Source organism: Candidatus Ichthyocystis sparus (assembly GCF_900078745.1).
In the GTDB taxonomy this organism is placed as follows: domain Bacteria; phylum Pseudomonadota; class Gammaproteobacteria; order Burkholderiales; family 2013Ark19i; genus Ichthyocystis; species Ichthyocystis sparus.
In genome coordinates this window covers 150,506-163,710 of the sequence record NZ_FKII01000061.1, presented here as the reverse complement: position 1 = coordinate 163,710, position 13,205 = coordinate 150,506, and the positions used below count along the sequence as shown (strand labels likewise).

The following is a 13,205-nucleotide window of genomic DNA, read 5'->3' as shown; positions in this document are numbered from 1 at the left end:
GTTATATTCTATCTCTATCACAATTTCAGGTTTGGTTGGTTATTAGGCTTGCTATAAAAAATATAATCAACTATGCAATAATGTTAAATAAATAGACGAATTACGTCAGGGGTTAGTCAATATGTTTGAAAGTATAAAAAGTTACTTTTCCAACGACCTTGCAATAGACCTAGGCACAGCCAATACACTAATATACGTTAGGGGCAAAGGGGTATTGCTGGATGAACCATCAGTAGTAGCAATAAGACAAGCAGGTGGTCCTAACGGAAAAAGATCCGTTCAGGCGGTTGGTGCAGAGGCAAAACAAATGCTAGGAAAAACTCCTGGAAACATAGTTGCCATACGTCCTATGAAGGACGGAGTTATAGCAGACTTTGCTGTAACTGAGCAAATGCTAAAACAGTTCATTAAAAAGGTTCATCCCACCTCCATTTTTACACCTAGCCCAAGAATCATTATCTGCGTTCCATGCGGATCAACTCAGGTTGAAAGACGCGCAATAAGAGAATCTGCCCTCGGCGCTGGAGCATCCCAAGTCTACCTTATAGAAGAACCCATGGCTGCTGCTATAGGTGCTGGGCTTCCGGTAGAAGAGGCAACAGGATCCATGGTAGTTGATATAGGCGGAGGAACAACGGAGGTTGGAATTATATCTCTTGGAGGAATGGTTTATGCAGGATCAGTGCGGGTAGGAGGAGACAAATTTGATGAGGCAATTATTAACTACATTCGAAGAAATTACGGGATGTTAATCGGAGAAGCAACGTCAGAACTTATAAAAAAACAAATAGGATCTGCCTTCCCTTGTCGAGAAGTGCGTGATATTGAGGTCAAAGGAAGAAACCTGGCTGAAGGAATACCAAGAAGTTTTACAATTTCTTCAAATGAAATACTTGAAGCAATTTCTGAGCCACTAAACAGCATAATAGGTGCCGTAAAAATTGCGTTGGAGAAAACTCCTCCAGAGCTGGGGGCAGACATAGCAGATCGTGGCATGATTTTAACTGGTGGGGGTGCTCTTCTTAGAAACTTGGATAGACTGCTCACCGAGGAGACAGGTCTACCAGTATTTGTTTCAGAGGAGCCACTAACATGTGTTGTTCAGGGTTCTGGTATCGCCTTAGAGCGCATGGATAAAATGATAGGTGTCTTTGCTTCTGAGTAGATATGCCATATCCTGAAAAAGTAGTAATAGAAAAACAGCGTCTGTTCTTTAAAAGAAATGAGTTTCACGAAAAAATGTGGACCATTATCTACATAATTCTTTCATTGAGCTTTATGACACTTGATCATGGGTATAACAAGCTAGAAAAAGTAAAATTCTTTGTTGGCTCATGCATAAAGCCTGTACAAGAATATATATTAAATATTACAGAACTTCCCTACATAGTTACGTCTGCACTTGCTAATGCACTAACAAACGCAAAAAAGGTATCAGCGCTATCCATGGAGCTTTCTCACAAAAGAATTGAGGAAAATTATCTTTTATCTCTAAAAGAGCAAAACGAAAACTTATTACACATTCTTAAACTAGTTAATGAAAACAGCCACACACATTTGGTTGCAGCCCAAATAGTGCAGATTGGATTAAACCCCTTTATCAATGAAATAACCTTAAACAAGGGACTTTCTGATAGCATTGCCCTTGGAGATCCAGTGATAAATGAGCAAGGGTTAATTGGTCAAGTTACTAGACTTTACCAACATCACGCTGAAGTCACATTGCTAACAGAAATAAATCAGGAAACACCAGTTAAAATATTACCAAACAATGACATAGGAATAGCTTTTGGTAGAGGAAAATTTATAGAAATATCATACTTGCCAGACGATGTTAAAACTAGCCCCGGTGACTCTGTAGTAACATCAGGACTGGATGGGTTATACCCAGGACAGATAAAAATTGGCACTGTAACCAAAATAGTAACAAATGCAGACAAATCAGTGAGAGTAATTGCCAAACCTATAGCAACGGAAAGACTATCCCCTTATGTGTCAGTTATTTCTTCACCTCATAAAGTTAACTTGGGAGATGAAAGATACATAGCAACTCAAAACCATCTATGTAAACAATAAGCGAGGTGTCCCATGCCGCTTCTTCGAGGAAAGCAAACTATACTACTTCCGGTAAGTCCATTGTTTGTACGCTCCACAATATTTATAGCATTTCTAATAAATATATCTCTTGGTAAAGCAGCTGAATTAGTAAATGTACTAGACATCGTTCTAATTTTTTGGTTCCTGAGAGAAGGAAGAATTGTAAAGCAGGGAACAGGATTCCTTATTGGGATTATAATTGATTTGTATTTTAACACCACGATAGGACTTAACGCTCTTTGCTACACAATCACATCTGCTATAGCAAACCACATATCTGTACGATTTCTATCTATAACCCCCAAAGCACAGGCTTTACTCATGTCTTTAACTTTATTAATAAAAAATATATTGTTATCAGCTCTGTTTGTACTAGTTCTAGGAAAATATCCACCACTAGGTATATTCGTGTCTCCAATAACATCTGCAATTCTATATCCATTGTTCTACCGTATGCTGCTTGCACCTCAACTAAGATCCACATCTTCTGAAGAGACACCAATATAAACACTACCCCTTAAGAACCTGTAATAGAACATGAACGTCATGGTTTATCCTGGGATCCTTCTGCCGTAAGCTGGCAACGTGTCTGCATGCATGAAGCACAGTGGTATGATCCCTCCCTCCAAACGCCTCTCCTATTAATGGCAAGCTAGCAGGAGTAAGCTCCCGCGCAAGAGCCATGGCAATCTGGCGCGGACGTGCAATACTAATAGACCTTTTTTTAGAGTAAAGCTCTGATACCTTTATCTTAAAATATTCAGCGACGGTCTTTTGTATAAGATCAATCGTAATTTGTCTATTGTAGGTATTTAAAAGGTCCTTCAGTGCTTCTCTTGCAAGTTCTAGAGTGATGTCTCGCCCATGGAAGCGAGCGTACGCTAAAACTTTATTTAAGGCACCTTCTAACTCTCTTACATTTGACTTTAGGTGCTTGGCAATAAAGAAAGACACATCCTCATGGAGAATTATTCCCTCTGCTTCTGCTTTCTTCATGAGAATAGCTACCCTCATTTCCGGCTCTGGTGGCTCAATAGCAACGGTCAGTCCCCAGTCAAAACGAGAAATCAAGCGATCACTAAGACCTGTTATATCTTTAGGATAGGTATCGCATGTTATAACTATTTGCTTTTTTGATTCTATCAATGCATTGAATACATGAAAGAACTCTTCCTGAGTACGAGTCTTATTGTTAAAAAACTGAATATCATCAATCAGCAACACATCCAAAGAACGATAGTACCTTGCAAAGGAATCGAACGAACCTTGTTGATATGCTTTCACAACATCAGCATAGTAGTCGTTTGCGTGTATATAACGGACAACGCAAGCTGGATTGTTACCAAAGGCATTGTTACCAATAGCCTGTATAAGATGAGTCTTGCCCAAACCAACCCCACCATAAATAAAAAGTGGATTATATGAATACCCAGGACTTTGGGCGACCTGCCTAGCAGCAGCATTAGCCAAATCATTTGCTTTACCACGCACCAATTCAGCAAATGTCAAATGCTCATTAAGACGTGTCCTTTCATAAGCACCACGAGAAGAATCAGCCACAGACACACAATTGGGTGATTCAGAAACATTGGTACCAGAAGAGTCAGAAGCGTCTATGTCTATATTAGGTGCTACTAAAGGCTTCCTTATATTTCCACTTACATTAACTGGCAAGGTAACAGGCCTGGAGTGAGAACCAGGCTTTGGTAAAACCAAAGCAACCTTCCATACAGATCCACCCCTATACTCATCGGCCAACTGCTGAATACGTGGAAGATACCTTTCACGTATCCACTGCAAAACAAAACGGTTTGGAGCAACAACAGACACAACGCCAGAAGAGTCGGCTCCGTCAACAACAAAAAGAGGCTTAATCCAAGTAGAAAATTGCTGGCCAGGAAGCTCCTCACGAAGCTTATCGGAACAAAAAGACCAAAATCCACTAACAGTAGTAGTATCAACTTCCATATAATTCTTCAGAGGAATTAGCCACTATTACAAGACTCCATAAGTAACCAGGAATTGTACACCAAATACAAACTATACAAAATTATACAGAAACCAAATGGCGTTGGCGGTGAATGCTCATTAAAAGACCCAAAGAAAAAAATAAAGTCATCATTGAAGATCCACCGTAACTAACATATGGTAACGGGACACCAACAACAGGAATCAGTCCTGTAACCATTCCTATGTTAGCAGATACATATGTTAGAAATGTGCATGCCAAGCTACCTGCCAGAAGACTGGAAAAAACAGACTGCGAGCTCCATGCAATCCAAAAACTTCTAAGTATCAAATTCCCATATAGTAGCAATAGAATTGACGATCCAAAGAAACCAAACTCTTCTGCGAAAACAGCAAATGCAAAATCTGTATGAGATTCAGGAATAAAATCAAGATGGGACTGAGTTCCGTGAAGCCATCCCTCTCCCCAAAAACCGCCAGATCCTATGGCTATCGTGGCTTGAATAGTATGATAACCAGATCCAAAAGGATCAGCATACGGGTCCCAAAAAATAAATAGTCTCTTACATTGATACGAATGTAGCAAAGGGTGGTGAATAATAGATGGAAAAGGAGTCCCACACAAAAATGGGTACAACAGAGCAATAGAAATTACTCCAAATAGAATAACCTTCCAGCTTAGACCTACAAGAACCAAAACACAAAATCCAGACGAAAAAATGAGCAAAGCTGTTCCCAAATCAGGCTGCTTAAGCACTAGGAAAACCGGGACCACTAACACAATTGTCGCAAAAAAATATGTTCCTACATCAATATTTTTGTCCTTCTGTGAAAACATCGACGACAACAGTAATGGTATAGCAACCTTCATCAACTCCGAGGGCTGAAGACGAAAAAGACCAAAATTAAGCCACCTTTTTGCTCCTTTAGAGGTATCGCCCCAAAAAAACACAGCAGCTAACAATATTAGACATAAAAAATAATACCTAAAAGCAAACTTCTGCAAGGTGGACAAAGAGCGAGTAGCAGCCCAGTACATAAGTACTAAAGAAACGCATAAATGAAAAACTCCCGACCAAAGTTTTGCTGGATTGACTGAAACCAGAACCATAAAACCGGCACAACAAATAAAGAGAGCATTAAGCAACAAATTAAAATCTATAAAATTAGTCCACTTTTTATCTTCAACCATAGTAGTACACTTAAATGATCTATTAACACATCAAGTAGACTCGATATGGGAGTAATAAAACTCCATGATGTTTCTCACAATTGGCGCGGCTGATTGTGCACCCCAGCCACCATTTTCAACTAGAGCTACCACAGCAATTTTAGGTTTATCTACAGGTGAAAAAGCTATAAACCAAGAGTGATCTCGTTGAAACTCATCCACATTTAGTGGATTGTAACGATCTTTCATATTAATAACTTGGGCTGTACCAGTCTTCCCAGCTATAGAGTAAGGGAAGTCTTTAAAAACTTCTTTGGCTGTTCCATCCTTACAAGCTCGTTGCATAGCCTGAATTACTCCATTGTAGCTAGAAGTATCCAATTTAATTACTCTTTTTATGTGCGGAGGAACGTTAACAATTTTGTTATCCGATCCCTTTATTGCTCTCACCACGTGAAGCTGCATCATCTCTCCTTTGTCAGATAAAACCTGAAGAGCCTGTGCAACTTGTATCGGAGTAAAAGAATTATATCCCTGACCCACACCTAAACTAACTGAATCACCGTCATACCAATTTTGATGAATCCTTGACTTTTTCCATTCACGTGACGGCAAAATTCCAGAAATTTCATAAGGAAGATCAATTCCCGTCTTATCTCCAAATCCAAATTGCTTGTTGAAATCATGAATTACATCTGGCCCCATCTCGTAGGCTAGCTGAAAAAAGTAAACATCACATGAGACGGAAATAGCATCATATATGTTTATGTATCCATGTCCAGATCTGGAATCGTCACGAAATTTGTGGTTACCCAGAAAAAAGTACCCTTTATCAAAAATAGTCTGAGATGGGGTACGATACCCCAAAGACAGAGCAGCTAAAGCCACGTAGGGCTTATAGATAGACCCAGGTGCATACAAGCTTCCAACAACACGATTAATTAGCGGGTGATTTTGATCATGTATGTATTTTTTCCAGTACTTGGTATCAATACCACTTGCAAATAAGTTTGGATCAACGTTAGGAGAACTAGCAAATGCCATTATCTCACCCGTTTTAGGATCCAAGACTACTATTGCACCACGCTTACCATGAATTAATTTCTCAACAACTTCTTGCAAAGAAAGATCAATCGTTAAATACAACTCTGCACCGTCTTGAGGTTGCTTAGTACCTAGATTACGAACAACTTGACCCGTCGCTGTTACCTCTGATGCTGAATAGCCAGTAATGCCGTGCAAATAAGCTTCATACTGTTTTTCAACACCCTGCTTGCCAATAAAACGCGTGCCCTGGTAATTACCAGATGCATGAGTTTCTTCAAGATATTTCCAATCTCCATCAGAAATATGCCCCATGTACCCTATAAGATGCGAAGCTGTACTACCATGAGGATAGTATCTTATAAAGTGGGTTCCTATACTGGCATACGGAAACAAAAAATGATGAGCATAAAACCTAGCTATATCAACATCAGATAACTCATCCTTTATGGTAATAGATTGATCACCATGGTGGGCTCCTCGAATAGACATCAAAATAGATTTCTTATCTTCCTCAGAAATAGGAAAAAATAAGGAAAGTCTGTCTAGTAAATTTTGGTGAGATATAAGGTAATTTATTTTTATATCAATTGTATGATGAAATCTTGTATCCGCAACAACCCTACCCAAACGATCACGTATAACCCCACGCCTAGGATGCATTGGAACAAGAACAATGCGATTGCTATCAGCTAACTTTTTGTAAAAATAATGCCTAAGCACCTGGACCTCAAACAGGTGCGCCATAACAACCACAACAAAGAAAAATAAAACAACAGCAACAACTATGATTCTAAAACGAATGGTCGACAAGTGGCCATCACCAAAGTCCGTCATAGCCACTCCAATATCACTAATGCATGAACTAAGTTACAACTATTGCAGCAAATACTAATCCTTAACAAACTTCTTCATCATGCGACAATGATACTCGTGAAGAGCCTTAGGAAGTCTATCTCCAAATTTTTTCAAAAATTCATCTCTATTACTAAGCTCCAGGGCCCACAAATCACTATCAACGCTAATTATCTTATCAAAACGCGATCTAGGAAAATCAAGTCCGTTCCAATCAACGTCATCATATCTAGGATAAAATCCCAACTTATTCTCCTCAGCACCAACCTCACCTCTGCATCGCTGAATTATCCATTTAAGAATTCGGGCATTATCACAAAAACCTGGCCACAAGAACTCTCCATCTTCTTTAAGAAACCAGTTAACCAAAAAAACAGGAGGACGGGAAGTAGAAGAAACTTTTTTACCCATATCGAGCCAGTGCTGAAAGTAATCAGCCATGTTATAACCACAAAAAGGAAGCATCGCAAATGGATCAATACGAACAACACCAACCTCAGAGGATGCAGAAGCTGTAGTCTCAGAGGCCAATGTAGAAGCAAAATAAACTCCAGCAGTCCAATCCTCTGTTTCTAATACGAGAGGAACTGTAGTCGACCTACGCCCCCCAAAAATAAATGCCGATATAGGAACACCACCAGGATAATCCCAGTCCGCATCCATAGATGGACACTGAGCCGCAGGAGAAGTAAACCTAGCATTAGGATGGGCCGCGGTAGAAGAACTGCCCGGAGTCCAAGGCTGTCCTCTCCAATCAATCAATGAAGAAGGAGGATTATCAGTTAGCCCCTCCCACCAGGGACAACCGTTGCTATCAACAGCAACATTAGTAAAAATAGTATTCTTACCCAGTGTTGCAATAGCGTTCGGATTAGTCTTAGGCGATGTCCCTGGAACAACACCGAAATAACCATTTTCAGCGTTAGTAGCATAAAATCGGGAATCGCCTCCCAAATGTATCCAGGCAATATCATCACCTACAGTAGTAAATTTCCAACCATCCATCCCTTTAGGGGGAATCATCATTGCGAAATTAGTTTTTCCGCATGCGGAAGGAAACGCCGCAGCTACGTAACTCTTTTTACCATCAGGAGATTCACAACCCAAAATAAGCATGTGCTCAGCCAGCCAACCTTCTTCTCTAGCCATACATGAAGCCAGCCTTAAAGCTAAGCACTTTTTACCCAGAAGAGCATTGCCACCGTATCCGGAACCAAAAGACATAATTTCACGACTTTGTGGAAAATGAGTAATGTACTTTACATCGTTACAAGGCCAAGAAACATTGTCCTCTTTTTCTATCAGCGGTCTGCCACACGAATGTAAACACTTAACAAACTTATTTTTTTTACCCAACTTCCTAGCTACAGGAATACCAACCCGCGTCATAATGTGCATGTTTACGGAAACATATGCAGAGTCTGTAATCTCAGCACCAATAACAGACCATTTAGAATCAACATGTCCCATGCAAAAAGGAATAATGTACATAGTCCTGCCACGCATGCAGCCATCAAACAGATGGCTTAAAACAGACTTCATATCCTTGGGAGAACGCCAATTGTTCGTAGGACCTGCTTGATCTGGACTATCTGTACAAATAAAAGTTCTGTCCTCAACACGGGCAACATCCGATAAATCAGAGAGAGACAAGAAACACCCAGGGTAGTTGTCTGAGTTCAACTCAATAAAAGTTCCTGAGCGCACTAAAAGTTGGCACAAAGCATCATATTCCTGCTTAGAACCATCGCACCAGTGAACTTCTCTTGGTTTAGTAAGGGACATCACTTCCTGTACCCAAGACACCAGCTCATCGTGCTCAATCCACGAAGGAACTGAAAGGGAAAACTCTGTACCTAAAGATTCAACCATGATAGTAAGATCCTAAAAAGCAACCAACTCCGCGCTAAGTGTGCTTAGAGTAGCGATTAGCATGAATAATATACCACTTTCTCATTATATCTAAGCGGCAATGAGAAAACTCAGCAAGACTAAATGAAGGAACCAGAATTAGTACTATGTATAAGTAACAAGAGCTATATCTACAAACTTATCAACATACTGTTAGTAAAAAAAATTATTATTATTTAATTGAGAATAAGCGTCCACCTGCGATACCAAGCAACTTATTCATACATTTGTCCACACATAACAATACAACACCAACTAAACATGTTAACAGAACCCCTGATTACTGTTAATAAAAACCCGTTTTTCAGGAAAACGGATTTTTATCCAATTTTAATCACATGCTTATACGGAGTTACGCACAGCCCTATATCAAATATAACTCACTAATGAATAAAGAACAATAGGAGTTATATACATAGTTAAGCTCGCTATTATTATTATAGTATTATTTAAAAATAAATAAAAAATGAACTAATAGTAATAAGCTAGAAAATGTTGAATAACATTGTAGGAAGAGTAAATGTCACTGACGAACAATATAGATATACTTGTAGATAATTTTTTGCAGCCATTGCAAAAATTAATTGGAACGGTAGAACGCAAGCAACGAATTCCCATATTGGGACATATACTGGTAACTATAAATGGTTCCGGATGTACTATGATTGCTTCTGATGGTGAAATTCAAATGCAATCATTTTTTGAAACATTTTCCTCAGAACCAATTGCTTTTACAGTTAATGCTCGTAAGTGCCTTGATATATTAAAGGGAATTACCCTAGGAACTCACATAAAATTAATTATTGAACCCTCAAAGTTCACATTGTTGTTTGGTAGAAGTAGGTATTCTTTATCCACACTTCCGGAAGACAATTTTCCTATTTTATTACTACGTGATAAAATATGCTGGGAGCTTTCCTTTCCACAGATTGTTCTTAGAAAGTGGTTGCTTTTGGTAAAGCCTGCGGCTAGCGCTCAAGATATTCGTTTTTTTCTTCAAGGAGTTCAACTAAAAGTCAGTAAAGGGGAAGTGTTTCTCGTTGCTACTGATGGTCACCGAATGGCGTTTGCTAAAATTTCATCAGGGGTTCGTTGTGAAGATTTTAGTGTAATTCTTCCACAGAAAACTGTGTCTGAACTTTCCAGAACACTTGTTGATAGGGAGGATATTGTGCACCTTTCTGTTACTAAATTTCAGGTGCAATTTTCTTACAGCTCAACTGTTCTTTTGTCTAAGCTTATAGAGGGCACATTTCCTGATCATACAAAGCTTCTCCCTTCTGATTTTAATATTTCCTGTAGTGTTGATAAATCTTTAATTTTGCAGAGCCTATTGAGGATATCAGTGTTTTGTCAGGATAAATTTCCTTGTGTGCGTATGGTGTTATCCCCAGGAAAAGTTTCTTTTTTATCTTTATCAACAGATTTTGAAGAAGCATGTGAAGAACTTGATATATCGTATAGCGGCCAAACACACGAAGTTGCATACAATATAAACTATATTACTGATATCCTGTCAGGATTTTCTGATTGTGTGGTGTGTTTTTCGATTAGTTTCGAAAAAAATTCGTTGCTTATTTTCCCTGAAAAGGATAATGGTACATACGGCTATTTGGTTATGCCACTGCGCATTTAGTTAAGTTTAGCAAGTTTGTTATCTTTGTAATATCCAAGGAGTTTCTTGTGACAGAGACCTATGATTCTTCAAGTATTCGGGTTCTAAAAGGACTGGAAGCTGTTCGCAAGCGTCCCGGTATGTATATTGGAGATACTGCCGATGGTAGTGGTTTGCATCATATGGTTTTTGAGGTTATTGATAATTCAATTGATGAATCATTGGCTGGGCATTGTACAGATATTACCTTAACTATTCATGCAGATAATTCAGTAAGTGTTCAAGATAATGGCAGAGGAATTCCTACGGGTATAAAAGAAGATGATGAAATGAATCGCTCTGCAGCAGAGATAGTTATGACAGAGCTTCATGCTGGAGGGAAATTTGATAATAATTCTTACAAGGTTTCTGGCGGGTTGCATGGTGTTGGAGTTTCCTGCGTAAATGCCTTATCTGAATGGTTAATACTTGTTATTTGCAGGGATGGTAAAGAGTACAAAATGACTTTTGAAAAGGGGATTCCAACTTCTTCATTGGAGGAAGTTGGCAATTCCACCAGTCGAGGTACCTTTATTCACTTTTTACCTGATAAAGAAATTTTTACTATCATAAAGTTTAGTTATGAGGCCCTGGCAAAACGTTTGCGTGAGCTTTCGTTTTTAAATAACGGGGTCAATATTTTTTTAGTTGATCGTCCAAACTCTCGTCAAGAAAGCTTTAATTTTACCGGTGGAGTTAAAAGTTTTGTAGAGTATGTAGATAGCTCGCGCCCGTCAATTCATCAGACGATGTTTTATGCTCGTGGGATGATAAATAATACAGGTGTTGAAGTTGCCATGCAGTGGAACTCTTCATACAGCGAAAATGTTTTGTGTTTTACTAATAATATTCCACAGCGTGATGGTGGAACTCACTTAACTGGATTACGTTCTGCCATCACTAGAACCATTAATCAGTATATTGAAAAGAATGATTTATTGAAGAAGAATAAAGTAGAAATTATTGGTGAGGATATGCGTGAGGGCCTTACTTGTGTTCTTTCTGTTAAGGTCTCTGAGCCAAAATTTTCATCTCAGACCAAAGAGAAGCTGGTTTCATCTGAAGTTAGGCAGGTGGTTGATGAGTTTGTTACATCAAAACTAACAGAATATTTGCTTGAACATCCTAGTGATTCAAAAATAATTTGTGCCAAGATAGTTGAATCATCCAGGGCTCGTGAAGCAGCTAGGAGGGCTCGTGATTTAACTAGAAGAAAGGGAGTATTAGACTCCATGGGGCTTTCTGCTAAATTGGCAGACTGTCAGGAAAAGGATCCATCTAAGAGCGAGTTGTTCCTTGTTGAAGGTGATTCAGCAGGTGGTTCTGCAAAACAAGGACGAGACAGGAAATATCAGGCTATTCTTCCTTTGAAGGGTAAGATTTTAAACGTAGAGAAAGCAAGATATGATAGATTGTTGGAATCTCAGGAAATAATTACACTCATTCAAACCTTGGGAACAGGTATTGGCAAGGATGACTATAACATCGATAAGCTCAGGTACCATAGAGTTATCATAATGACTGATGCTGATGTAGACGGTTCGCATATAAGGACGCTTTTGCTTACGTTTTTCTACAGACAGATGCCAGAAATAATCGAAAGAGGTCATATTTACATAGCTCAGCCTCCTTTGTACCGTGTGAAGAGGGGAAAATCAGAGCGATACATCAGAGATGACAGTGAAATGATGTCCTATATTTTGTCAACTGCTCTTGACAATTATGCGTTTTTTGATGGAGATAAAAAGCTATCTAGAGAAGATGTTCTTGTGTTAGCTCAGGATTATTTCTCCGCCAAATCTGTTGTTAAAAGTTTTTCTAGTATCTATGACCCATCGTTTCTCTTAGCAATAATGAAAGGTGTAGCTATTGATTTTTCTTCAAGAGAGAAATTTTTACTTTCAGTTGATGAGTTAAACAAAGTTTTATCTGTCGATTCCGTTTTTTGTACAACTGAAGTAACTGATAATGCTGTGTTTTTGCATTTTCATAGTACCAGTTTTGGAAATAGTGTTGAGACTGTTGTTCCTTCAGATTTTTTCTTTTCCTCAAACTATTTAACTCTAAAGTCTTTTGCTGAAAAAAATGCCCTATCTTTTCCTAATAGGGTTGTGTCTGTTGAAAAAGACAATGAAGTTAGTATATTTCCATCCTTTGTTGAGGCTTTAGATAGCATTATGAAGGTTGTACAAGATGGTATGACCTACCAGAGATACAAAGGTTTGGGAGAAATGAATCCCGATCAGTTATGGGAGACAACCCTAAATAAGGACTCTAGGCGCTTGTTGAGAGTAAAGATTGACGATATGGTTGAAGCTGATGGCGTTTTTAGTACCCTTATGGGAGATGTTGTAGAGCCTAGGCGTTTATTCATAGAGAATAATGCCCTTAAGGTTAAGAATATAGATGTGTGATTGTTTTTCGTATATACCTACTGTGTTCCTAGATTTTTTGGGTTAGTTTTGATAGATTGTTTGGTGATTTGGGGCTGGGTGTTTAATTTTT

9 protein-coding genes are annotated in these 13,205 nt (G+C 38.8%); 5 read left to right on the top strand and 4 right to left on the bottom strand.

Features of this window, described 5'->3' with window-relative positions; genetic code table 11:
- Nucleotides 1-121: 121 nt before the first annotated feature.
- The 3 genes from A6733_RS06410 to mreD are packed head-to-tail and all read left to right on the top strand — an operon-like array spanning nucleotide 122 to nucleotide 2,604.
- On the top strand, nucleotides 122-1,165 hold the full coding sequence (locus A6733_RS06410; protein ID WP_092403240.1) for a rod shape-determining protein: 1,044 nt from the start codon (nucleotides 122-124) through the stop codon (nucleotides 1,163-1,165).
- Nucleotides 1,166-1,167: 2 nt separating this feature from the next.
- On the top strand, nucleotides 1,168-2,076 hold the full coding sequence (gene mreC / locus A6733_RS06405) for a rod shape-determining protein MreC (protein WP_092403242.1): 909 nt from the start codon (nucleotides 1,168-1,170) through the stop codon (nucleotides 2,074-2,076).
- A gap of 12 nt (nucleotides 2,077-2,088) precedes the next feature.
- The gene (gene mreD, locus A6733_RS06400; RefSeq protein ID WP_092403244.1) at nucleotides 2,089-2,604 is read left to right on the top strand and encodes a rod shape-determining protein MreD; all 516 of its coding nucleotides are present in this window, start codon (nucleotides 2,089-2,091) and stop codon (nucleotides 2,602-2,604) included.
- 3 nt (nucleotides 2,605-2,607) lie between these two features.
- Here mreD and dnaA read toward each other — a convergent pair whose 3' ends face one another.
- The 4 genes from dnaA to A6733_RS06380 form a co-directional block, all read right to left on the bottom strand.
- Nucleotides 2,608-4,065 carry a chromosomal replication initiator protein DnaA gene (dnaA, locus tag A6733_RS06395; protein WP_092403246.1) on the bottom strand — a complete coding sequence of 486 codons (1,458 nt, stop codon included), beginning with the start codon at nucleotides 4,063-4,065 and terminating at the stop codon, nucleotides 2,608-2,610.
- 82 nt (nucleotides 4,066-4,147) lie between these two features.
- Nucleotides 4,148-5,257, bottom strand: coding sequence for a rod shape-determining protein RodA (rodA, locus tag A6733_RS06390; RefSeq protein WP_092403248.1), 1,110 nt, complete (start codon nucleotides 5,255-5,257; stop codon nucleotides 4,148-4,150).
- 30 nt (nucleotides 5,258-5,287) lie between these two features.
- The gene (gene mrdA, locus A6733_RS06385; protein WP_092403250.1) at nucleotides 5,288-7,117 is read right to left on the bottom strand and encodes a penicillin-binding protein 2; all 1,830 of its coding nucleotides are present in this window, start codon (nucleotides 7,115-7,117) and stop codon (nucleotides 5,288-5,290) included.
- A gap of 54 nt (nucleotides 7,118-7,171) precedes the next feature.
- Nucleotides 7,172-9,007: a phosphoenolpyruvate carboxykinase (GTP) gene (locus A6733_RS06380; RefSeq protein ID WP_092403252.1), complete on the bottom strand. Its 1,836-nt coding sequence runs from the start codon at nucleotides 9,005-9,007 to the stop codon at nucleotides 7,172-7,174.
- Between the two features lie 559 nt (nucleotides 9,008-9,566).
- On the opposite strand from A6733_RS06380, the gene dnaN reads away from it, so the two are divergent.
- Together dnaN and gyrB are read left to right on the top strand one after the other, a co-directional pair.
- On the top strand, nucleotides 9,567-10,682 hold the full coding sequence (gene dnaN, locus A6733_RS06375; protein WP_092403254.1) for a DNA polymerase III subunit beta: 1,116 nt from the start codon (nucleotides 9,567-9,569) through the stop codon (nucleotides 10,680-10,682).
- Nucleotides 10,683-10,729: 47 nt separating this feature from the next.
- Nucleotides 10,730-13,114 (top strand): DNA topoisomerase (ATP-hydrolyzing) subunit B, encoded by a 2,385-nt coding sequence (gyrB, locus tag A6733_RS06370; protein ID WP_139057459.1) that lies wholly within the window; start codon nucleotides 10,730-10,732, stop codon nucleotides 13,112-13,114.
- Nucleotides 13,115-13,205 lie beyond the last annotated feature (91 nt).

What these genes read in the sequence shown, in the direction of transcription:
- A6733_RS06410 (WP_092403240.1), top strand. Translation starts at nt 122, where the DNA reads ATGTTTGAAAGTATAAAAAGTTACTTTTCCAACGACCTTGCAATAGAC.
- mreC (WP_092403242.1), top strand. Translation starts at nt 1,168, where the DNA reads ATGCCATATCCTGAAAAAGTAGTAATAGAAAAACAGCGTCTGTTCTTT.
- mreD (WP_092403244.1), top strand. Translation starts at nt 2,089, where the DNA reads ATGCCGCTTCTTCGAGGAAAGCAAACTATACTACTTCCGGTAAGTCCA.
- dnaA (WP_092403246.1), bottom strand. Translation starts at nt 4,065, where the DNA reads ATGGAAGTTGATACTACTACTGTTAGTGGATTTTGGTCTTTTTGTTCC.
- rodA (WP_092403248.1), bottom strand. Translation starts at nt 5,257, where the DNA reads ATGGTTGAAGATAAAAAGTGGACTAATTTTATAGATTTTAATTTGTTG.
- mrdA (WP_092403250.1), bottom strand. Translation starts at nt 7,117, where the DNA reads ATGACGGACTTTGGTGATGGCCACTTGTCGACCATTCGTTTTAGAATC.
- A6733_RS06380 (WP_092403252.1), bottom strand. Translation starts at nt 9,007, where the DNA reads ATGGTTGAATCTTTAGGTACAGAGTTTTCCCTTTCAGTTCCTTCGTGG.
- dnaN (WP_092403254.1), top strand. Translation starts at nt 9,567, where the DNA reads ATGTCACTGACGAACAATATAGATATACTTGTAGATAATTTTTTGCAG.